Source organism: Sphingomonas sp. (genome assembly GCF_965227385.1).
Taxonomy (GTDB): domain Bacteria; phylum Pseudomonadota; class Alphaproteobacteria; order Sphingomonadales; family Sphingomonadaceae; genus Sphingomonas.
In genome coordinates, this window is sequence record NZ_OZ245750.1 from 876,551 (window position 1) to 896,330 (window position 19,780).

Below are 19,780 nucleotides of genomic sequence, written 5' to 3' on the forward strand. Positions count from 1 at the left end.
TTACTCCGGTCGCGCCCGTGCCTGCGGATAGGTGCCGAGGACGCGCATCGACTTGGTGTGAAATTTCAGCTCCTCCAGCGCGCGGTCGACCGCCGCGTCGCCGGGGCGGCCGACGATGTCGCAATAGAATTCCGTCGCCGCAAAGCTGCCGCCGCGCTGGTAGCTTTCCAGCTTGGTCATGTTGACGCCATTGGTCGCGAAGCCGCCCAGCGCCTTGTACAGCGCCGCGGGGACGTTCTTCACCTCGAACACGAAGGTGGTCATGTACGGCCCGTGATCGCGCAGCGGCGGCGCGCTGCGAGCCAGTACGACGAAGCGGGTCATGTTATGGTCGGCATCGGCGACGTCGCTGTCGAACACCGTCAGGCCATAGAGTGGCGCAGCACCCGGCGGAGCGAGCGCGGCGACCTGCGGATCGCCCATCTCCGCCACGACCGCTGCTGCACCGGCAGTGTCGGGATAGGACAAGGGCGCGATCCCCTGTGCCTTCAGCCAGTGGCGGCACTGGCCCAGCGCCTGCGGGTGGCTCATCGCCTGACGCACCCCGGCGCGCGCACCCAGCCCCATCAGCGCGTAGCGGATCGGCAGAAAATGCTCCCCGATGATCACCAACCCCGATTCGGGCAGCAGGAAATGGATGTCGGCGACGCGCCCGTGCAGCGAATTTTCGATCGGGATCATCGCGCAATCGGCGCGCCCGTCGCGCACCGCATCGATCGCATCTTCAAAGCTAAAGCACGGCAAGGGCAGCCCGGTCGGGAAGGCTTCGAGCGCCGCCATGTGCGAATTTGCGCCCGGCGCGCCCTGAAACGCGACTGCGCGCTTGGGTTCGGCCAGGGCGGCCTGTGTCATCCGTTCGACGATCGGGCGGGCGGGTGCGGCGAAATTGTCCATCGGCGCGCGCGTAACCACGCGATCAACTTGCGGCAAGCCCGGGTTGCGGTGCGCAAAAGGGCCGACTAAAGAACCCGGCCAAGATCAACACGGGGCAGAACGGGCGCACATGGACAATCGCATGAACACGATCGCAGGCTGGGTCCTGTTCGGCTGTGCCTCTGCCCTCGGCCTCTCGATCGCGAGCGGCATGATCTACCACAGCGGTGAACCCGAAAAGGAAGGCTATCCGGTCGAGAGCGCCGATGGCGCCGAGGGCGAGGGTGGAGCCGCCGCGGTCGAACCGATCGCCAACCGGCTCGCCAAGGCCGATGTCGCCAAGGGCCAGGCTTCGTTCGCCAAGTGCGCCGCGTGCCATTCGATCACCCAGGGCGGTGCCAATGGTGTCGGCCCGAATCTGTGGGCCGCGCTCGGCAAGCCGCACGGCCATGTCGCCGGCTTTGCCTATTCGGACGCGCTGAAGGCGGTTCCGGGCAATTGGGATTTCGCGTCGATGGACGCATGGCTGGCCTCGCCGCGCAAATATGCGCCGGGGACCAAGATGACCTTTGCCGGCCTGTCGGATCCGCAGGAGCGCGCTAACGTCATCGCCTATATGAACGCGCAGGGGTCGAACCTGCCGCTCCCGGCTCCGGAAGCCGCGCCGGCCGAAGGCGGTGACGCAGCGACTGAGAATGCGATCACCCCGACCGAAATGGGCAATGCCGGCACCCCGGCATCGGGCGCGCCGTCGGTCGATCCGGCCGCTGCCGAGGAAGCCGCGAAGAAGGAATGATCTGCCGCCGCTGAGGGTGCGAAAAAGGGCGGTCCGATGGGCCGCCCTTTTTCCTTATGCCTTCCGGTCTTCCCAGAATTTCTGGACGATCTCCCACCCTTCTTCCGCGGTCTCGCAGAAGTGGAACAGCTTGAGGTCGCGCGGGCTGATCACGCCCTCCTCCACCAGCGCTTCGAAATTGACGACGCGGGTCCAGAAGTCCTTGCCGTAGAACAGCACCGGGATCGGCGCGATCTTGCCGGTCTGGATCAGCGTCAGCAGCTCGAACGATTCGTCGAAGGTGCCGAACCCGCCCGGGAACACCGCGACCGCGCGGGCGCGCAGCAGGAAGTGCATCTTGCGCAGTGCGAAATAGTGGAACTGGAAGCTGAGTGACGGGGTCACATATGCGTTCGGCGCCTGCTCATGCGGCAGCACGATATTGAGCCCGACCGATTCGCAGCCCTTTTCCGCCGCGCCGCGATTCGCCGCCTCCATGATCGACGGGCCGCCGCCCGAGGTGACGACGAAGTGGCGGTCGCCATTCTCGTCGAGCGGATAGCAGCTGGCGAGCGCCGCCAGTTCGCGCGCCACATCGTAATATTTCGACTTTTCGATCAGCCGCTCGGCAATCCGCCGCGACTGGTCGTCGGTGGCGAGATCGAGCAACGCCTGCGCCTTGGCCGGCTCGGGAATCCGCGCCGACCCATAGATGACGAACAGCGACGCGATCTTCGCCTCGTCCATCAACAGGCTGGGTTTGAGCAGCTCGAGCTGGAACCGCACCGGACGCAGATCCTCACGCAACAGGAACTCCATGTCCTGAAAGGCGAGGCGGTAGGCCGGGTGTTCGGTCTGGGGGGTGGAGACGGCGGTACGCGCGGTCTCCGCATCCTGGCTCGCGCGGGCAAAGACGCGCGACGGCACTTTCTGGTCTGTCATTGGCGCGGGATTAGCCGGTTTCGCTTCCGACGCAAAGTGGCGTCAGCGGCAGAACGCCTTGCCGCCCATGTCGAAATGGAAATGGTTCGCGTGCGCGCTGTTATATTCCGGGCCCAGCACCGTGGTGAAACGCCGGCAGGCCGATTTGTGGACCACGCGCAGGAACTCGCGTTCCTCCGCGGTCCCCCCGCTCCAGTCGCCCAGCACGCTGATCTTGCGGCCGTCGCGCAGGACAAAGGCCGCGACATCCACCGCATTACCCAGACCATGCTCAGACACCCGCCCCGCCGACGCCGCGCTGCCGCCAACGATGCCGCGACAGGCATAGGTCCCATAGGTTTCGACCCGCACCAGCTCCCCTCCCAGGATTTCGCGTGCGGCAGGAACGGCAGCATGACGCATCCAGGCGATGAAATTGCGCGCCAATGGACAGCGCATCGCTTTCAACCCCGACACGGGAATCCCGACATCGATCAGCTGCACCGCACCGATGACCTGACACCCGCCGCCATAATCGCGATCGGGCAGCGGGCTGAAGCGCACCAGCGCACGCGACAGATCGGCATAGCATTGCTGCGTCTCGCGGCTTGTCGGCAGGTCGAGCGTCACAGGGCCGCGCGGATCGGGCCGCACCGGTGCGCGCGGCGGTGCGCGATCATCGCCTCCGCCGAACAGACATCCGGCGAGGAACAGCGGCAGGGTCAGGGCCAGGAGGATACGCATGACCATGCGCCCCCTCTAACCCATTATGGTTAACCGACGCTTATCCGCCCCGCGCGAATTCGACCCGTTTCATCCGAAACCGCTCTTTGCTTGACTTAGCGCCCCCCATCGTTAGGGCCGCCGACGGGCCACGCGGTCCCAACGCCGCGCGTGCTCTCTGCGAGGAGAGACTGACATGACTGATTTGACTTCCGCCGACGCCACAATTGCGTCCGCTTCCAAGCCCGCTACCAAGCCGGCTCGTCCCCATTTCTCTTCGGGTCCCTGCGCCAAGCCTCCGGGCTGGGATGCATCGAAGCTCGCGACCGAGGTCCTTGGACGTTCGCACCGCTCGAAGCTCGGCAAGACCCGCCTGCAGTACTGCATCGACCTGATGCGTGAGATGCTGCGCCTGCCCGACACGCACCGCATCGGCATCGTCCCTGGTTCCGACACCGGTGCGTTCGAAATGGCGATGTGGACGATGCTGGGCGCGCGCGGCGTTACCACCCTCGCCTGGGAAAGCTTCGGCGAAGGCTGGGTCACCGACGCGGCCAAGCAGCTCAAGCTCGATCCGACGATCATCCGCGCCGATTATGGCCAGCTGCCCGATCTGACCGCAATCGACTGGTCGAGCGACGTGTTGTTCACCTGGAACGGCACCACCAGCGGCGTGCGCGTGCCCAATGGCGACTGGATCCCCGACGACCGCGAGGGCCTGACCTTCGCCGATTCGACCAGCGCGGTGTTCGCCTACGACCTGCCCTGGGACAAGATCGATGTCGCGACCTTCAGCTGGCAGAAAGTGCTGGGCGGCGAAGGCGGTCATGGTGTCCTGATCCTCGGCCCGCGCGCCGTCGAGCGTCTCGAAAATTACACCCCGGCCTGGCCGCTGCCCAAGGTGTTCCGCCTGATGGCCAAGGGCAAGCTGGCCGAAGGCGTGTTCAAGGGTGAGACGATCAACACCCCGTCGATGCTGGCGGTCGAGGACGCGATCTTCGCGCTCGAATGGGCCAAGGGTCTGGGCGGGCTCGACGGGCTGATTGCGCGCAGCGACGCCAATGCCGCCGCGCTGCAAAAGCTGGTCGCGGAACGCGAATGGCTGGGCAATCTGGCTGCGAACGAAGCGATCCGCTCGACCACCAGCGTATGCCTGACCGTCGAGGGCGCCGACGAAGCCTTCATCAAGAAGTTCGCGTCGCTGCTCGAGGCAGAACACGCCGCCTATGACGTCGCGGGATATCGCGATGCCCCGGCGGGCCTGCGCATCTGGTGCGGCGCGACGGTCGACACCGCCGATATCGAAGCGCTCGGCCCCTGGCTCGACTGGGCCTACGCGACCGCCAAGGCGGCTTAACGAATACGTCACCCCAGCGAACGCTGGGGTCTCTCTCCACAATCCGTGCGCATGCCGCACGAGACCCCAGCTTACGCTGGGGTGACGAGGTGAATGAAAATGCCCAAGGTACTTATCAGCGACAAAATGGACCCCAAGGCCGCCCAGATCTTCCGCGAGCGCGGGGTCGAGGTGGACGAGATCACCGGCAAGACTCCGGAAGAGCTGAAGGCGATCATCGGCCAGTATGACGGCCTTGCCATCCGCAGCTCGACCAAGGCGACCAAGGAGATCATCGACGCCGCGACGAACCTGAAGGTCATCGGCCGCGCCGGCATCGGCGTCGACAATGTCGACATCCCCTATGCCTCGTCCAAGGGCGTGGTGGTGATGAACACCCCGTTCGGCAATTCGATCACCACCGCCGAACACGCCATTGCCCTGATGTTCGCGCTCGCGCGCCAGCTGCCGGAAGCGAACGCCCAGACCCAGGCGGGCCTGTGGCCGAAGAACGGCTTCATGGGCGTCGAGGTCACCGGCAAGACGCTCGGCCTGATCGGTGCGGGCAATATCGGGTCGATCGTCGCCGATCGCGCGCTTGGCCTCAAGATGAAGGTGATCGCGTTCGACCCGTTCCTGTCGCCCGAACGCGCGGTCGAGCTCGGCGTCGAGAAGGTCGAGCTGGACCAACTGCTCGCCCGCGCCGACTTCATCACGCTGCACACGCCGCTGACCGATCAGACGCGCAACATCCTGTCGAAGGAAAATCTGCTCAAGACCAAGAAGGGCGTGCGCATCATCAACTGCGCGCGCGGCGGGCTGGTCGATGAGGCGGCGGTCAAGGAACTGCTCGACAGCGGCCATATCGCGGGCGCGGCGCTTGACGTGTTCGTCACCGAACCGGCCAAGGAACATGACCTGTTCGGCACCCCGAACTTCGTCGCCACCCCGCATCTGGGTGCATCGACCAGCGAAGCGCAGGTCAATGTCGCGATCCAGGTCGCCGAGCAGATGGCCGATTACCTGGTCAATGGCGGCGTCACCAACGCGCTCAACGTCCCCAGCCTGACCGCCGAGGAAGCGCCGCGCGTGAAGCCGTATATGGCGCTCGCCGAAAAGCTGGGCAGCCTGGTCGGCCAGCTCACCCATGGCGATATCCCGCGCGTGTCGATCCATAGCGAAGGCGCGGCGACCGAGGTCAACCAGAAGCCGATCGTCAGCGCTGTGCTCGCGGGGTTCCTGCGCACCCAGACCGACACGGTCAACATGGTTAACGCCCCGTTCCTCGCCAAGGAGCGCGGGATCGAGGTGCGTGAGGTCAAGACCGAGAAGGAAGGCGATTACCACACGCTGATCCGCGTCGCGGTCAAGACCGATGCGGGCGAGCGTTCAGTTGCCGGCACGCTGTTCAACAACCGCGAGCCGCGGCTGGTCGAGCTGTTCGGGATCAAGGTCGAGGCCGATCTCGCGGGGCACATGCTCTATGTGGTGAACGAGGACGCGCCCGGTTTCATCGGCCGCATCGGTACCGCGCTGGGCGATGCCGGCGTCAACATCGGCACCTTCCACCTCGGCCGCCGCGACGCCGGTGGTGAAGCCGTGCTGCTGCTGTCGGTCGACGAAGCGGTGACGCCGGAACTGGTCGCCAGCGTCCGCGCGCTGCCGGGCGTCAAGACTGCCATGGCGCTCAAGTTCTGACGCGCTTATGGGGGCGGGCATGAACGGACTACTTCCCGAAGGATTCCACGACCGCCTGCCCCCGCTTGCCGACGCAGCGGCCACGCTTGAATCACGCGTTCTCGATGTCGCGCGACTGCATGGCTATGAGCGCGTCGATCCGCCGCTTGCCGAGTTCGAGGAGTCGCTGGGCCAGCGATTGAAGGCGGCGAGCGGCAAGGATGCGGTGCGCTTCACCGACCCCGTTTCGCGCCGCACGCTGGCCATACGTCCCGACATCACCGCACAGGTCGGCCGCATCGCCGCGACGCGCATGGCGCACCACCCGCGCCCGGTGCGCCTGTCCTATGCCGGACCGGTGCTCAAGCTGCGCGCCAGCGAGCTGCGCCCCGAGCGCGCGATGCGCCAGATCGGCTGCGAACTGATCGGGCGCGACAGCATCGCGGCGGTGCGCGAGATCGTTACCGTGGCGGTGGCCGCGCTCGAAGCGGCGGGCGTACCCGGACTGGCGATCGACTTCACCCTGCCCGATCTGGTCGAGCAGCTCGCCCCGACGATGGCGGCCGAGCGGCTGACCGCATTGCGCGCCGCGCTCGACGCCAAGGATGCCGCCGCAGTCGCCGCGATCGATCCATCCTTCCTGCCGCTGATCGAGGCGGCGGGACCGTTCGACGCGGCGATCGCCCGGCTGCGGGCGCACGACACCGGCGGCGCGCTGTCCAGCCGACTCGATGGTCTGGAAGCCGTCGCACAGGCGGTGGCAGGCAAGGCCGCGCTGACGCTCGACCCGACCGAGCGCCATGGCTTCGAATATCAAAGCTGGATCGGCTTCTCGCTGTTCGCGCGCGGCGTGCGTGGCGAGATCGGGCGCGGCGGCAGCTATTCGGTGCTGGGTGGACAGGGTGAGGAACCCGCCGTTGGCTTTTCGCTGTACGCCGACCCGCTGCTCGACGCAGGGCTGGCTCCGGCGGAGCGGCGGCGGCTGTTCCTGCCGTTCGGGACCGATGCCGACACTGCGGCGCATTGGCGCAGCGAGGGTTGGGTCGCGGTCGCCGCATTAGACCCGGAGGACAGCGCGCAGGCACAGCTGTGCACCCATGTTCTTGACAACGGCGAACCCTGCCGGATTTAGTCCAGCGGTTCGGCCAGCAGGTCCGCCCATTCGGGATGCTTGCGGATATAGGCGGCGACGAACGGGCATTGCGGCACGACCCGCAGCCCGCGGTCTCGTGCTTCGGACAGGCCGTGGCGGATCAGCCGGCTGGCGATCCCCCGCCCCTCCAGTGCAGGCGGCACGATCGTGTGCGTGAAGGTGATGACGTCACCATCGATGACATATTCGGCGCGCGCCAGATGACCGTCCACGGTCAACTCGAACTGGTGCCGCTCCACATTGTCGTGAATCGCGTCAGATTCCATCACCCGCCTCCCGATTGCCGTGTATTCGGGGCGATGGTAGCGATCCGGCAGTGGAGGACAATCGCCCGATGGTACGCATTTTCAGCCTGATTGCGGCGGCTTTGATGCTTGGCGCCGCCGCAGCGCCCGGAAAGCCGGTTCGCGATGGCCAAAAGATCGAGTGGACGATGGGCGAAGGCCGCAAGGTCTATCGGCTCGGCGACCTGACTGCCGTGTTCGATCGCGTCCAGTGCGCACCGTTGGGCGAAGAATGCGCGGACGGCGATGTCGACCCGGTTCTCACGATCACCCGCACCGACGGCGCGAGCGTCAGGCTCGATGGGTCGCCGATGCAGAACATCCTGATGCTGGGCCGCTTGTCGAAGGATGGCCCGGTCGTCGCGTTCTTTCAGGACTATACCGGCGGCATGCATTGTTGCCAGCGGATGCGGGTCGTGGCGCCGACGGGAGAGGCGCTCGCGGTCGCCGAGCTGGGCGGTTATGACGGGGCCGAGATCGGCTGGCCCAAGGATGTCGATGGTGACGGGATGCGCGACTTCGTGGTGAGCGACGACCGCTTTCTCTATGCGTTCGAAAGCTATGCCGCGAGCGTTGCGCCGCCCAAGGTGTTGAACGTGATCGACGGCGCAGCTCGCGATGTCTCGGCCGAGCCGCGCTTTGCCAAAATCTTCGAAAAGGCCGCGGCCAGCGCACGCAAGGCGTGCATCGCAGAGGACTATCCCAACGGCGCTTGCGCCGCCTGGGCCGCCGCTGCAGCACGGCTGGGAACGCTCGACACGATATGGCCGGTGATCCTTGCCGAATATCGCAAGGATCCGGCCACCTGGCCCGACCGGTGCAAGGTCGAACGGAGCGAAGACGGCGTTTGTCCCGAAGGCCAGCTGGTCGAATATCCCGATTACCCGACCGGATTGCGCGCATTCCTGATGGAGACTGGCTATATCCCCGCCGCATGAGTGACGCCCGCAACGTATTACACACCGTCTTCGGCTTTCCCGAGTTCCGCGGGGTCCAGCGCCAGGTGGTCGATCGCGTGCTCGCGGGACAGCGCACGCTTGCGGTCATGCCGACCGGCGCCGGCAAGTCACTGACCTATCAGCTGCCCGCGACGATGCTCGACGGCACCTGCGTCGTTATCTCCCCGCTGATTGCGCTGATGCACGACCAACTGCGCGCCGCAGAGGCCGTCGGCATCCGCGCCGCCACGCTGACCAGCGTCGACGAGAACCGGGCGGAGACGATCGAGCGGTTCCGCAACGGCGCACTCGACCTGCTCTACGTCGCACCCGAACGCGCATCGAACGGCAGCTTCCGCGACCTGCTCCGCTCGGCCCCGCTCGCCTTGTTCGCGATCGACGAGGCGCATTGCGTGAGCGAATGGGGTCACGATTTCCGCCCCGATTACCGGCTGTTGCGCCCGTTGATGGACGCCTTTCCCGACGTCCCACGGCTCGCGCTGACGGCCACCGCCGACGCGCACACCCGCGCCGATATCCTGAACCAGCTCGGCATCGCGGAAGACGGGCTGATCGTCGCGGGGTTCGACCGCCCCAATATCCGCTACAACATCGCCCCACGCGACAATGTGCCGCGTCAGGTCGCCGATTTCATCGCCACCCAGTCCGGCCCCGGCATCGTCTATGCCCAGACGCGCAAGGGCGTCGAGCAGCTGGCGGAAAAGCTCGCCGCGACCGGACGCCCGGTCTTGCCCTATCATGCCGGGCTCGACCCCGCCGTGCGCCGCCGCAACCAGGCCGCGTTCGTTGCCAGCGAGGACATGGTGATCGTCGCTACGGTGGCGTTCGGCATGGGCATCGACAAGCCCGATGTCCGCTTCGTCATCCATGCCGGCCTGCCCAAATCGATCGAGGGCTATTATCAGGAGACCGGCCGCGCCGGGCGCGACGGCGATCCGGCGGTGGCGCAGCTTTACTGGGGCGCCGACGATTTCGCCCGCGCCCGCCAGCGCATCGGCGAGGTCGAGCCCGAGCGCCAGCCGGGCGAGCGCACGCGCCTCAACGCATTGGGCGCATTGGTCGAGACCGCCGGATGCCGCCGCGCGATCCTGCTGCGTCATTTCGGCGAGGAACCGCCCGCGACCTGCGGCAATTGCGACAATTGCCTGGAGGCACCCAAGGCGATCGACGCCAGCGTGACCGCGCAGAAATACCTCTCCGCTGTATTCCGCACCGGCCAGAGTTTCGGCGCGACCTATATCGAGCAGGTGCTGACCGGTCAGTCGAGCGAGCGCAGCCTGATGAACGGGCATGAGGCGCTGTCGGTGTGGGGCATTGTCGAGGGCGATGAGGCGGCGCTGATCAAACCGGTGGGCCGCGCGCTGCTGCTGCGCGATGCGCTGCGCACCAATCCGCATGGCGGGCTGGAGTTCGGCCCCGGCGCGCGCCCGATGCTGAAGGGCGAAGCCACGCTCGACCTCGTCGTCCCGCCCAAGCGCGAACGCCGCCGCCGGGGCGCAAGCAGCGGCGGCGCACCCAACCCGGTCGGCGATCCGCTGTTCGAGGCGCTGCGCGACAAGCGCCGCGCACTGGCACAAGCCGCCGCCGTGCCGCCCTATGTCATCTTCCACGACTCGGTGCTGCGCGAGATGGCAGCGGCACGTCCCGCCACGCTCACCGAGCTTGCACGCATCCCAGGCATTGGCGCGCGCAAGCTGGCGGACTATGGCGATGCCTTCCTGCAAGTGATCCACGAGGCTGTCGATGCGTGAGGTGATGTTGCTGGCAATGTTCGCGTTCTCCGGCTGCGCGACGCTGCCCCCGCCGTCTTCAGCCGCATCGGCACCGGCCGAGCCAGTCGGCCTGACGATCAAGAGCTGGGGCAAGCCGCTGTTCGACTGGACGCTCGCCCCTGATGGCACGGGGATCTATACCTATGCGGACGAAGGCCCGACCAAGGCGTTTCGCGATTATGTGGTGAAGACCAAGCGGATCAGTGTGGGACGCGACGGCTATGCACGACTCGCCGCCCTGCTCGCACCCGCGCGCCGCTATGCCGGCGCCGAGCTGCCGTGCCAGCGCACCATCACCGACATGCCCTATGGAACGATCAGCTGGGGTCCTACAGCGGACCTTCAGGTCAAATTCGACCTGGGATGTCAGTCGTCGGAGACGAAACCGGTTCATGAGGGTCTGGTTCGGGCGCAGGATTTGATGAAATCATGGGCGGATACGGCTGCCGTCGTCGAAACCCGTCCGGGCAATTAGGAGTGGCACACTGATGCGAACGATCGACGATACGATTTCGGTATCCCCCCAAATCACGCCGACCGAAGCGACCGAAATCGCCCGTGCGGGGTTCCGGGCGATCGTCAACAACCGTCCGGACAAGGAAGAACCCGGCCAGCCATCGGGCGACGCCATCCGCGCCGCTGCCGAAGCGCTGGGCCTGTCCTATCACGCCATCCCCGTGACCCATGCCGGGTTCTCGATGCCGCAGGTCGAAGCGATGCGCGCCGCGATCGACGGCGCGGGCGGCCCGGTCTTCGCTTATTGCCGCTCCGGCACCCGCTCGACCAACCTGTGGGCGCTTGCAGAAGCGAGCCGCGGCACCGATCCCGAGACTTTGGTGACCAAAGCGGCACAGGCAGGATATGATCTTTCCAGCCTGCGCCCGATGCTCGACACACTGGCGGGCAAGGCCTGATCCGATGAACTGGTGGCTTGCCGCCGGATCGCTTGCCGCCGTCCTGGCGCTGGCGGGCGTCGCGCGGATGCTCGGGCTGGGCGGAACCCAGCGGCTTGCTGACGGCAATGACGCCATCCGGCTGGCCGAGGCGCTGGTGTCGGGGTTCGAGGGGCAGCTAGGCGTTGTCGCGGCCGATGGCGGACGGGCCATAGTGACGGGCGGGCCCGGCGATCTGGTGGTGATCGAGCCGCTCGGGGCACGGTATAGCGCAACCCGCTTCAAATCCGCGCGCGTCGTCATGGTGCATCCCGAGGCCGACGGCACCAAACTCGCGCTGGAGCTGCAGCCGGGCACGGTGCTGCGCATCACCGTCGCCGATGGGGAAGCGGCGCGCACCTTTGCCGAGACCCTAAGCTGACCATTGCCAAGGGCGGGGGCACGCGCTTATTTACATTCGTGTAAGGAGCGAGGATGCCCAACCTGCCGAACCCGGTCGACCTAGCCGTCCCGGCCTTCGTCCTGCTCGTGCTGGCGGAGATGGTGGTGGCGCGCCTCAAGGATCGCAGCCGCTATTGCCCGCGCGACACACTGACCTCGCTCATGCTCGGCTTTGGCAGCACGATCGCGGGCGTACTGGCGGGCGGCTTCGTGTTCGTCATGGCGGTGTGGGTCCACCAGTTCCGCCTCTTCGACATCTCCTATGCCTGGTATTGGTTCGTCCTCGCCTTCGTGCTCGACGATCTCGCTTATTATGTCTTCCACCGCTCGGCCCACCGCGTGCGCTGGTTCTGGGCGAGCCACGTCATCCACCACAGCAGCCAGCACTATAATCTGTCGACCGCGCTGCGGCAGACCTGGACCGGATTCTTCAGCCTGGGCTTCATCTTCCGCCTGCCGCTGTTCCTGATCGGCTTTCCGCCCGCGATGGTGTTTTTCGTCGCGGGCCTCAACCTCGTCTACCAGTTCTGGATCCATACCGAGGTGATCGGACGCATGCCGCGCTGGTTCGAGGCGGTGATGAACACCCCGTCGCACCACCGCGTCCACCACGCGACCAACCCGCGCTATCTCGACAAGAATTATGCCGGGGTGTTCATCATCTGGGACCACATGTTCGGGACGTTCGAGGCGGAGCGCGATGACGACCGGCCGCGCTATGGCATCGTCAAGAACCTGCCCGACTTCAACCTGGTCCGTGCGGCATTCCACGAATGGTGGGGGATTGCGCAGGACGTGTGGGCTGCCCCGAACTGGCACGCGCGTCTCATGTACATGGTCGCGCCGCCCGGCTGGAGCCATGACGGCAGCCGCGATACATCCGAGACGATCAAGGCGCGCTGGAAAGAGCGGGAAGAGGCGGGGAAGTTATGGAAGAAGCCGACATCGTCGTCATCGGAGCCGGATCCGGAGGGAGCGCCGCAGCAGGTCGGCTGAGCGAGGACGGCAAGTACAGCGTCGCTGTGCTGGAAGCCGGGGGGCGCAACACCAGCTTCCGCACATTGATGCCCGGCGGCATCGCGATGCAGACCCCCGCGACCAACTATGCCTATGAAACGGTGCCGCAGCCCGGCCTCGATGGCCGTCGCGGATACCAGCCGCGCGGACGCGGCCTGGGCGGGTCGAGCGCGATCAACGCAATGCTCTACATTCGCGGCGTGCCGTGGGACTATGATAACTGGGCACGGCTCGGTTGCCCCGGCTGGAGCTGGGACGATGTCCTGCCGGTGTTCAAGCGCAGCGAGGCCAATCAGCATGGCGCGGACGCTTTCCACGGCGGCGACGGCCCGCTCCATGTCAGTGATCAGAGCTTCGTCCACCCCGGCACGCGCGCCTTCATCGAGGCGGGCGCAGCGCTGCAGATCCCGCGCAACGACGATTTCAACGGCGCGCGACAGGAGGGGATCGGCCTCTATCAGGTGACGCAAAAGGACGGCGAGCGCTGGACGGCTGCGCGCGGCTACCTGAAGGAACGCGCCAATCTCAACATGATCTGCGACGCGACGGTCGAGCGCGTGCTGTTCGAGGAGGGGCGCGTGTGGGGCGTCGCCTACTCACGCGGCGGACAGACCAAAATGATTCGCGCGCGCCGCGCCGTGGTAATGGCGGGCGGCGTGTTCGGCACGCCGCAGACGCTGATGCTGTCGGGCATCGGCCCGGCGGCGCATCTCAAGGAAATGGGGCTTCAGGTCCGCATCGACCGGCCTGAGGTGGGCGGAAATCTGCAGGACCATCTCGATTATGTCGCGGCGTTCGAGACGCCGGGGTACGACTTTCTCGGGCGCTCGCTGCGTGGATCGCTCGCCGGGCTCGGCGGCATGTGGCGCTGGTTCCGCAGCCGCAGCGGCATGATGACATCGCCCTATGCCGAGGGCGGGGCGTTCCTGAAGAGCGATCCAGCGCTGGAAGTGCCCGACATCCAGCTCCATTTCCTGATCGCAATCGTCGAGGATCATGGGCGCGCGAAGGTCAAGGCGCATGGCTTCAGCTGCCACGCCTGTGTCCTGCGCCCCGAAAGCCGGGGGACGGTGCGGCTCAAGTCACCTGATCCGCGCGCCGCGCCGCTGATCGACCCGCAATTCCTGTCCGACCCGCGCGACCTTGACGGGCTGATGAAGGGGACGCGGATGATGTACCGCATCCTGGAGCAGCAGCCGCTCGCAGCGTTGGGGGGCAAGGATCGCTACCCGTTCGACGATGATGCGACGCTGGAGCGGCTGATCCGCGCGCGCGCCGACACCATCTATCACCCGGTCGGAACGGCGCGGATGGGGTCCGACGACGGGGCGGTGTGCGATCCGCAGCTGCGCGTGCGCGGGGTCGAGGGGCTGTACATCGCCGATGCCTCGATCATGCCGCGCCTGATCGGCGGGAACACCAATGCACCGAGCATCATGATCGGCGAGCGTTGTGCCGATTTCGTGCGGGCCGACCTCGCATAAAAAACGGGCCGGCTCTTGTGAGAGCCGGCCCAGTCGTCCGCAGGAGGAACATCGTGAGGGGCCGCACCGCAGGGATGCGGCCCCAATTTCGTCAGTAGTTGTAGGCGCGCTCGCCATGCTCGTTGAGATCGAGGCCCTCGACCTCGACTTCCGCCTTCGGGCGCAGGCCGATCGTGTATTTCAGCGCCAGGAACAGGACCAGGCTGACCACGCCGGTCCACGCGATGGTGGTGCCGACCGCCCAGAGCTGGGTCACGACCTGGCCAGCCATGTCATAGACACCGGCCTTCGCCACCGGAGCGGTATAGTCGATCCAGCCCTGACCGCCGAGCGCCGGGTCGGCGACGATGCCGGTGCCGATCGCGCCGACGATGCCGCCGACTGCGTGGATGCCGAACACGTCGAGCGTGTCGTCATACTTCAGCGCGTTCTTCACCGTGGTCACGAAGAAGAAGCAGACCAGCGAAGCCACAGCGCCCAGGATGATCGCAGTGCCGGGGTGGGCAAAGCCCGCCGCCGGGGTGATCGCAACGAGACCTGCGACGACACCCGATGCCGCGCCGAGCAGCGACGGCTTCTTGTGCACGACCTGCTCGATCACCGCCCAGGCAACGCCCGCAGCTGCAGTCGCGACGAAGGTGTTGACGAAGGCCAGCGCGCCGAAGGCATTCGCTTCCAGACCAGAACCAGCGTTGAAGCCGAACCAGCCGATCCACAGCAACGAGGCACCGATCATGGTCATCACCAGATTGTGCGGCGGCATCGGTTCGCTCTTGTAGCCGATACGCGGGCCGATCACGATGCAGCCGATCAGGCCGGCAATGCCCGCATTGATGTGCACCACGGTGCCGCCTGCGAAGTCGAGTGCGCCCCAGCTCCACAGCAGGCCGGTGTCATCCGGTGCAGCGTGCAGGAAGTCCGGACCAGCCCAGTACCAGACCATGTGCGCGATCGGGAAATAGGCGAGCGTCAGCCACAGCACCGTGAAGATGATCAGCGGCGTGAACTTCACACGCTCAGCAAATGCGCCGACGATCAGCGCCGGCGTGATGCAGGCGAAGGTCATCTGGAACATCACGAAGACCAGCTCGGGAAGGTAGACCCCATTCGAGAAGGTCGCCGCGAAGGTCGTCGGATCGACGCCCGCAAGGAACACCTTCGAGAAGCCGCCGACATATTTGTTGAGATCGCCGCCATTGGTGAAGGCCATCGAATAGCCCCACGAAAACCAGACCAGCGCGGCGACGCACACGATCGTCAGCACCTGCATCAGCACCGACAGCATGTTCTTGGTGCGGACCAGGCCGCCATAGAACAGCGCCAATGCGGGCACCGACATCATCAGCACCAATGCGGTCGCGACGATCATCCACGCGACGTCGCCCTTGTTGACCATCTCGGCCGTGGGCGTGAAGGGTGCGGCGGGCGCGGCAGCGGCCGCATCCTGTGCCCAGGCGGGCAGCGCCGCGAACAGCGCGGCTCCCGCGCCTGCAGCCATTTTGAGTGCAGTTTTCATCGATACCCCCTTGTTACAGCGCGGTCTGGTCGGTTTCGCCGGTGCGGATGCGCACGGCCTGACCAACGTCGAGCACGAAGATCTTGCCGTCGCCGATCGCGCCGGTGTTCGCCGCGGCCTGAATCGCCTCGACCACCCGGCCCGCCAGATCGCTGGCACAGACCACTTCGATTTTGAGCTTGGGCACCATGTTGGTGCTGTATTCCGCGCCGCGGTAGATTTCGGTCTGGCCCTTTTGCCGCCCGAACCCCTTCACCTCGGTCACGGTCATGCCCGCGACGCCCAACTCCGTGAGCGCTTCGCGGACGTCATCGAGCTTGAACGGCTTGATGATGGCGATGACGAGTTTCATTCCGCCCCCTTTCCCATTTGACCCGGTGGGACAGTCAGCAAAGGCCGTGCCAGAGTCGGAAAGGACCGGAATCCGGCGATTCAGCAGTCGTCGATCGTTACCGAAAGGTAAAAAATTGTGCAGATGCGAAGCGCTGCCTAATTTTTAGGCTCTAGGAAGCGCTGCCCGCGCAATAGGCACAGCGATGCATCCGCCAGAGCCGCAAGGGTCTCGCGCAGTCCAAACTGGCGCGTGTTACTTAAAGCTGGTGCCCGGTGCGGTCGCGCTTGGTCGCCAGATAGGCGGCATTATGGGGGTTGGGCGGCAACTGGTGCGCCACGCGCTCCGCCACCGCTACGCCCGCCGCCTCCAACCCGGCGACCTTGGCCGGGTTATTGGTCAACAGCCGCACCTGCGCCTGCCCCAACAGCGTCAACATCCGCGCCGCCACGCCGAAATCGCGCGCATCTACCGCGAAACCAAGCCTGGTGTTGGCGTCGACCGTATCGAACCCCTGATCCTGCAGGGCATAAGCCCGCAGCTTGTTGATCAGGCCGATCCCGCGCCCTTCCTGGCGCAGGTAGAGCAGGATGCCCCAGCCACTGTCGGCAATCGCGCGGATCGCGGCGTGCAGCTGTGGCCCGCAATCGCATTTCAGGCTGCCCAGTACGTCGCCGGTCAGACATTCGCTGTGCAGCCGTACCAGCGGCGGGGTGCCGTCGGGCTGACCAATCAGCAGTGCGACATGCTCGTCGGGCGATTCCGGGGTACGGAAGGCGACGATCTCGGCGTCCTCGGCGCCAACCACCGGCAGCCGGGCGCGCGTTACCAGCCGCAAGCGCGCAGGATCTTCATGCGCGTGAATGTCATCCGGCGTAATCGCCGCGTCGATCCTATAGCCCAGTTCCTCGCCCCGCACGAAAAAGGCCGGGAGCAGGCCCGCGATCCGCGCCAGCCGCAACGCCGCCGCCGCCGCCTCCGGGGCCATCGAGGGTACCGCGCGATACGGCCCCTTCAGCGGGACGCGCAGATCCAGCTGCGGGTCGGACAGCGCGACGGCCGCGTCGAAATCGAGCCAGGGGCGGCGCGCGATCATCACCGGCGAATCCGGGACGGCGGCGGCGGCCTGATTGGCGAGTTTTAGCGTCACAGCGCGGCCCGATGTGATCAGCAACGGCGCGCCCATCCCCGGATCGAACTCGGCGAGCCGCGCGGCGTCAGCGGTCTCGACCGCGAGCAGCGATAGCGTGCCGCTGCCCCCGCGAATCGCGAATGGCCAGCCGCGTCGCATCGCATCGATCGCATGCGCCGCCGCACGCGGGTCGGAAGCCGGACCGTTCAAAAGTCGAACTCCGTCACGATGGGAACATGGTCCGATGGCTTGAGCCAGCCGCGGCACGGTTCGCACACGCGGTGCGCGGTCGCCTGTGCCGCAACATCGCCGCTCGCCCACATATGGTCGAGCCGCCGCCCGCGATCCGACGCCGCCCAGTCCTTGGCGCGATAGCTCCACCAGGTGAAGCAGCGTTCGGGTGCAGGGATGAAGCGGCGACCGAGATCGACCCAATCATTAGCCGCCTGCAACCGACCCAGCGCCTCGACCTCTACGGGCGTGTGGCTGACGACGTCGAGCAGTTGCTTGTGGCTCCACACATCGCACTCGAGCGGGGCGATGTTGAAGTCGCCGGTCACGATCACCGGAAGGCTGCCCAGCCCCTCCGACCAGCGCGTCATCCGCTCGACGAAATCGAGCTTCTGGCCGAATTTGGGGTTCTTCTCGCGGTCGGGGATGTCGCCGCCGGCGGGGACATAGACATTCTCCAGCCGCACGCCGTTGGGCAGGCGCACGCCGACGTGCCGCGCCTCGCCATTCGCCTGCCAGTCGAGCCGGTCGTCCTCGACCAGCGGCACTTTGCTGACGATCGCGACGCCGTGATGCATGCGCTGGCCATGGATGACGATATGATCATAGCCCAGTGCCCGCAGCGGCGCGTGGGGAAAATCGCCGTCGATCACCTTGGTTTCCTGAAGGCACAGGACATCCGGCGCTTCCTCGCGCAGGAAGCGTTCCACGATTTCCATGCGAAAGCGGACGGAGTTGATGTTCCAGGAGGCGATCTTCATCACGCGTGATCTAGGGGTGATCCAGCGTCGATGCCAGCCCAAGGTTGAGCGTGCGGTGCCGGCGCGTTCTCCCGCCCGGGCACCCCTACGCCAGTATTCTATGGGTCGCGGGGTGGGGAAGCGGGCCGGTGCCGTTGCGCCGACAGGCGCACAAGCACATAAACGCCAAAAGGCCCCCGCTCCGGGGGCATGGAGCGAGGGCCGACCTGGCGTTCGTCACGCAGGCGGGACGGGTAGTGCCTCAGGCAACAGGGGGAAAAATCCCGAGGCCCCGTCCGCAAGATCGTATCTAGCGTGTCAAAGCTGTCACCAACATGAACGCGAATGTCAGCGACGACCGCCGGTTTTCCGCGGATCGTTCCAGCGGAACGCTCCATCGCTCACAGGGGCGTTGAACCGCTGGTTCGACAGGCGGACGGTAGTGCGGTTGTTCTGTGCGTCGAGCGCGACCCAGCCCTGCAACATCAGCCCGCCGGGGGCGGCGGCATTGCGCGCGAAAACCATCGTGATCCGGCCATATTCGGGCCGCTTGGGGTCGCGCGCCTCCACGCTGATGACGTCGCGATTGCCAGTCGGAACCACCTTGGCGTAGCGCGCGACATCGCCATCGGGGTTCATCAGGATGCCAAGCGGCGAATCCTTGACCGGCCAGCGCTGCACCTGGCGCACCGAATAGTCGATGAACCACAAGGCGCTGCCATCTGCGACGATCAGCAGCGGCACGCCCTTTTCATACTGAAACCGGATCTTGCCCGGCTTCTTGAGCGTCATCGTCCCATTCAGCGTCTTGCCGGACCGGTCGGTCTGGGTGAACGCCGCTGTCATGGTCTGCGTGGCGCGCAGATGCTGCTGCACCTGGGCAAGCGTACCCTGCTGCGCAGCGGCGGGCAGGGCGAGCGGAAGGGTGAGTGCGGCCATAGCCGCCAAGGAGCGAAACATCATGGAATTGCCAAACATGTCCCGCCCCTGCCGGTTCCGCGTTGAACTCGGTCTGAACCGCTTGTTCAGGCTTCGCTGCGTGCCGAGACGATCTTGCCCGGGTTGCGCGGCGGCTCACCCTTGGGCAGCGCATCGACATGCTCCATGCCTTCGGTCACCACACCCCACACGGTGTACTGGCCGTCGAGGAAGGTCGCATCGTCGAGACAGATGAAGAACTGCGAATTGGCGCTGTTCGGATCGTTGGTCCGCGCCATCGAGCACACGCCGCGCACATGCGGCTCGCGGCTGAACTCCGCGGGCAGGTTGGGCTCCTTCGACCCGCTCATGCCGGTTCCGGTCGGGTCGCCGCCCTGGGCCATGAAGCCGTCGATCACGCGATGGAACACGACGCCGTCATAGAATCCGCTATCGGCCAGCTTCACGATCCGCTCGACATGCTTGGGCGCAAGATCGGGGCGCAGCTGGATATGCACGGCGCCGGTGTCGAGCGTCATGACAAGGCGTGTCGGAAGATCGGACATCGAAACAGATACTCCAGAGGGAAACAATCTGGCTCCCC

Annotated in this window: 21 protein-coding genes; 11 read left to right on the forward strand and 10 right to left on the reverse strand. The window is 66.1% G+C overall.

The window, feature by feature from the left end; genetic code table 11:
* The gene (locus ACO05N_RS04190) at nucleotides 1-894 is read right to left on the reverse strand and encodes a prephenate dehydratase (protein WP_422055929.1); all 894 of its coding nucleotides are present in this window, start codon (nucleotides 892-894) and stop codon (nucleotides 1-3) included.
* Nucleotides 895-1,003: 109 nt separating this feature from the next.
* Between ACO05N_RS04190 and ACO05N_RS04195 the strand changes: the two genes are divergently transcribed.
* A complete protein-coding gene (locus ACO05N_RS04195) occupies nucleotides 1,004-1,669 on the forward strand; it encodes a c-type cytochrome (protein ID WP_422055930.1) in 666 nt (221 codons plus the stop codon).
* Between the two features lie 54 nt (nucleotides 1,670-1,723).
* Here the strand turns inward: ACO05N_RS04195 and ACO05N_RS04200 are convergent, their stop codons facing one another.
* Entirely contained in the window at nucleotides 1,724-2,590 is an 867-nt protein-coding gene (locus ACO05N_RS04200) for an LOG family protein (protein WP_422055931.1), read from the reverse strand.
* 42 nt (nucleotides 2,591-2,632) lie between these two features.
* Nucleotides 2,633-3,313 carry an extensin family protein gene (locus ACO05N_RS04205; RefSeq protein WP_422055932.1) on the reverse strand — a complete coding sequence of 227 codons (681 nt, stop codon included), beginning with the start codon at nucleotides 3,311-3,313 and terminating at the stop codon, nucleotides 2,633-2,635.
* Nucleotides 3,314-3,488: 175 nt separating this feature from the next.
* On the opposite strand from ACO05N_RS04205, the gene ACO05N_RS04210 reads away from it, so the two are divergent.
* The 3 genes from ACO05N_RS04210 to ACO05N_RS04220 all read left to right on the forward strand — a co-directional run bounded on the left by ACO05N_RS04210 (nucleotide 3,489) and on the right by ACO05N_RS04220 (nucleotide 7,437).
* Nucleotides 3,489-4,649 (forward strand): phosphoserine transaminase, encoded by a 1,161-nt coding sequence (locus tag ACO05N_RS04210; protein WP_422055933.1) that lies wholly within the window; start codon nucleotides 3,489-3,491, stop codon nucleotides 4,647-4,649.
* A gap of 99 nt (nucleotides 4,650-4,748) precedes the next feature.
* Nucleotides 4,749-6,326, forward strand: a complete 1,578-nt coding sequence (gene serA, locus ACO05N_RS04215) for a phosphoglycerate dehydrogenase (protein ID WP_422055934.1) — start codon at nucleotides 4,749-4,751, stop codon at nucleotides 6,324-6,326.
* A gap of 19 nt (nucleotides 6,327-6,345) precedes the next feature.
* Nucleotides 6,346-7,437 carry an ATP phosphoribosyltransferase regulatory subunit gene (locus ACO05N_RS04220; RefSeq protein ID WP_422055935.1) on the forward strand — a complete coding sequence of 364 codons (1,092 nt, stop codon included), beginning with the start codon at nucleotides 6,346-6,348 and terminating at the stop codon, nucleotides 7,435-7,437.
* On the opposite strand, the gene ACO05N_RS04225 is transcribed toward ACO05N_RS04220, so the two are convergent.
* Nucleotides 7,434-7,724 (reverse strand): GNAT family N-acetyltransferase, encoded by a 291-nt coding sequence (locus tag ACO05N_RS04225; protein WP_422055937.1) that lies wholly within the window; start codon nucleotides 7,722-7,724, stop codon nucleotides 7,434-7,436. The genes ACO05N_RS04220 and ACO05N_RS04225 overlap by 4 nt on opposite strands.
* Before the next feature lie 50 nt (nucleotides 7,725-7,774).
* On the opposite strand from ACO05N_RS04225, the gene ACO05N_RS04230 reads away from it, so the two are divergent.
* Genes ACO05N_RS04230 through ACO05N_RS04260 form a run of 7 tightly spaced genes read left to right on the forward strand, consistent with a single transcriptional unit; the run spans nucleotide 7,775 to nucleotide 14,308 of the window.
* Nucleotides 7,775-8,680, forward strand: coding sequence for a hypothetical protein (locus ACO05N_RS04230; protein ID WP_422055938.1), 906 nt, complete (start codon nucleotides 7,775-7,777; stop codon nucleotides 8,678-8,680).
* Nucleotides 8,677-10,452 carry a DNA helicase RecQ gene (recQ, locus tag ACO05N_RS04235; protein ID WP_422055939.1) on the forward strand — a complete coding sequence of 592 codons (1,776 nt, stop codon included), beginning with the start codon at nucleotides 8,677-8,679 and terminating at the stop codon, nucleotides 10,450-10,452. Before ACO05N_RS04230 ends, recQ begins: the two co-directional genes overlap by 4 nt.
* Nucleotides 10,445-10,948, forward strand: coding sequence for a hypothetical protein (locus ACO05N_RS04240; RefSeq protein WP_422055940.1), 504 nt, complete (start codon nucleotides 10,445-10,447; stop codon nucleotides 10,946-10,948). The genes recQ and ACO05N_RS04240 overlap by 8 nt, the downstream gene beginning before the upstream one ends.
* Nucleotides 10,949-10,961: 13 nt before the next feature.
* Nucleotides 10,962-11,387, forward strand: coding sequence for a TIGR01244 family sulfur transferase (locus ACO05N_RS04245; RefSeq protein ID WP_422055941.1), 426 nt, complete (start codon nucleotides 10,962-10,964; stop codon nucleotides 11,385-11,387).
* A 4-nt stretch (nucleotides 11,388-11,391) separates the two neighbouring features.
* The gene (locus ACO05N_RS04250; RefSeq protein WP_422055942.1) at nucleotides 11,392-11,787 is read left to right on the forward strand and encodes a hypothetical protein; all 396 of its coding nucleotides are present in this window, start codon (nucleotides 11,392-11,394) and stop codon (nucleotides 11,785-11,787) included.
* 53 nt (nucleotides 11,788-11,840) lie between these two features.
* Nucleotides 11,841-12,803: a sterol desaturase family protein gene (locus ACO05N_RS04255; RefSeq protein ID WP_422055943.1), complete on the forward strand. Its 963-nt coding sequence runs from the start codon at nucleotides 11,841-11,843 to the stop codon at nucleotides 12,801-12,803.
* On the forward strand, nucleotides 12,737-14,308 hold the full coding sequence (locus ACO05N_RS04260; protein WP_422055944.1) for a GMC family oxidoreductase: 1,572 nt from the start codon (nucleotides 12,737-12,739) through the stop codon (nucleotides 14,306-14,308). Before ACO05N_RS04255 ends, ACO05N_RS04260 begins: the two co-directional genes overlap by 67 nt.
* 91 nt (nucleotides 14,309-14,399) lie before the next feature.
* Here the strand turns inward: ACO05N_RS04260 and ACO05N_RS04265 are convergent, their stop codons facing one another.
* From ACO05N_RS04265 to ACO05N_RS04290, 6 genes are all read right to left on the reverse strand, one after another.
* Nucleotides 14,400-15,824, reverse strand: a complete 1,425-nt coding sequence (locus tag ACO05N_RS04265) for an ammonium transporter (protein WP_422055945.1) — start codon at nucleotides 15,822-15,824, stop codon at nucleotides 14,400-14,402.
* Between the two features lie 13 nt (nucleotides 15,825-15,837).
* Entirely contained in the window at nucleotides 15,838-16,176 is a 339-nt protein-coding gene (locus ACO05N_RS04270; RefSeq protein WP_294015687.1) for a P-II family nitrogen regulator, read from the reverse strand.
* 238 nt (nucleotides 16,177-16,414) lie between these two features.
* Nucleotides 16,415-17,446, reverse strand: a complete 1,032-nt coding sequence (ribA, locus tag ACO05N_RS04275) for a GTP cyclohydrolase II (RefSeq protein WP_422058701.1) — start codon at nucleotides 17,444-17,446, stop codon at nucleotides 16,415-16,417.
* A gap of 47 nt (nucleotides 17,447-17,493) precedes the next feature.
* Complete coding sequence (locus ACO05N_RS04280) at nucleotides 17,494-18,279, reverse strand: exodeoxyribonuclease III (protein WP_422055946.1); 786 nt, start codon at nucleotides 18,277-18,279, stop codon at nucleotides 17,494-17,496.
* A gap of 327 nt (nucleotides 18,280-18,606) precedes the next feature.
* Nucleotides 18,607-19,197, reverse strand: a complete 591-nt coding sequence (locus ACO05N_RS04285) for a LolA family protein (RefSeq protein WP_422055947.1) — start codon at nucleotides 19,195-19,197, stop codon at nucleotides 18,607-18,609.
* 86 nt (nucleotides 19,198-19,283) lie between these two features.
* Entirely contained in the window at nucleotides 19,284-19,742 is a 459-nt protein-coding gene (locus tag ACO05N_RS04290) for a peptidylprolyl isomerase (protein ID WP_422055948.1), read from the reverse strand.
* Nucleotides 19,743-19,780: the final 38 nt, after the last annotated feature.

What these genes read in the sequence shown, in the direction of transcription:
- ACO05N_RS04195 (WP_422055930.1), top strand. Translation starts at nt 1,004, where the DNA reads ATGGACAATCGCATGAACACGATCGCAGGCTGGGTCCTGTTCGGCTGT.
- ACO05N_RS04265 (WP_422055945.1), bottom strand. Translation starts at nt 15,824, where the DNA reads ATGAAAACTGCACTCAAAATGGCTGCAGGCGCGGGAGCCGCGCTGTTC.
- ACO05N_RS04255 (WP_422055943.1), top strand. Translation starts at nt 11,841, where the DNA reads ATGCCCAACCTGCCGAACCCGGTCGACCTAGCCGTCCCGGCCTTCGTC.
- ACO05N_RS04290 (WP_422055948.1), bottom strand. Translation starts at nt 19,742, where the DNA reads ATGTCCGATCTTCCGACACGCCTTGTCATGACGCTCGACACCGGCGCC.
- ACO05N_RS04200 (WP_422055931.1), bottom strand. Translation starts at nt 2,590, where the DNA reads ATGACAGACCAGAAAGTGCCGTCGCGCGTCTTTGCCCGCGCGAGCCAG.
- ACO05N_RS04285 (WP_422055947.1), bottom strand. Translation starts at nt 19,197, where the DNA reads ATGGCCGCACTCACCCTTCCGCTCGCCCTGCCCGCCGCTGCGCAGCAG.
- ACO05N_RS04250 (WP_422055942.1), top strand. Translation starts at nt 11,392, where the DNA reads ATGAACTGGTGGCTTGCCGCCGGATCGCTTGCCGCCGTCCTGGCGCTG.
- serA (WP_422055934.1), top strand. Translation starts at nt 4,749, where the DNA reads ATGCCCAAGGTACTTATCAGCGACAAAATGGACCCCAAGGCCGCCCAG.
- ribA (WP_422058701.1), bottom strand. Translation starts at nt 17,446, where the DNA reads ATGCGACGCGGCTGGCCATTCGCGATTCGCGGGGGCAGCGGCACGCTA.
- ACO05N_RS04205 (WP_422055932.1), bottom strand. Translation starts at nt 3,313, where the DNA reads ATGCGTATCCTCCTGGCCCTGACCCTGCCGCTGTTCCTCGCCGGATGT.
- ACO05N_RS04260 (WP_422055944.1), top strand. Translation starts at nt 12,737, where the DNA reads ATGGAAGAAGCCGACATCGTCGTCATCGGAGCCGGATCCGGAGGGAGC.
- ACO05N_RS04190 (WP_422055929.1), bottom strand. Translation starts at nt 894, where the DNA reads ATGGACAATTTCGCCGCACCCGCCCGCCCGATCGTCGAACGGATGACA.
- ACO05N_RS04240 (WP_422055940.1), top strand. Translation starts at nt 10,445, where the DNA reads ATGCGTGAGGTGATGTTGCTGGCAATGTTCGCGTTCTCCGGCTGCGCG.
- ACO05N_RS04245 (WP_422055941.1), top strand. Translation starts at nt 10,962, where the DNA reads ATGCGAACGATCGACGATACGATTTCGGTATCCCCCCAAATCACGCCG.
- ACO05N_RS04220 (WP_422055935.1), top strand. Translation starts at nt 6,346, where the DNA reads ATGAACGGACTACTTCCCGAAGGATTCCACGACCGCCTGCCCCCGCTT.
- ACO05N_RS04280 (WP_422055946.1), bottom strand. Translation starts at nt 18,279, where the DNA reads ATGAAGATCGCCTCCTGGAACATCAACTCCGTCCGCTTTCGCATGGAA.
- recQ (WP_422055939.1), top strand. Translation starts at nt 8,677, where the DNA reads ATGAGTGACGCCCGCAACGTATTACACACCGTCTTCGGCTTTCCCGAG.
- ACO05N_RS04210 (WP_422055933.1), top strand. Translation starts at nt 3,489, where the DNA reads ATGACTGATTTGACTTCCGCCGACGCCACAATTGCGTCCGCTTCCAAG.
- ACO05N_RS04270 (WP_294015687.1), bottom strand. Translation starts at nt 16,176, where the DNA reads ATGAAACTCGTCATCGCCATCATCAAGCCGTTCAAGCTCGATGACGTC.
- ACO05N_RS04225 (WP_422055937.1), bottom strand. Translation starts at nt 7,724, where the DNA reads ATGGAATCTGACGCGATTCACGACAATGTGGAGCGGCACCAGTTCGAG.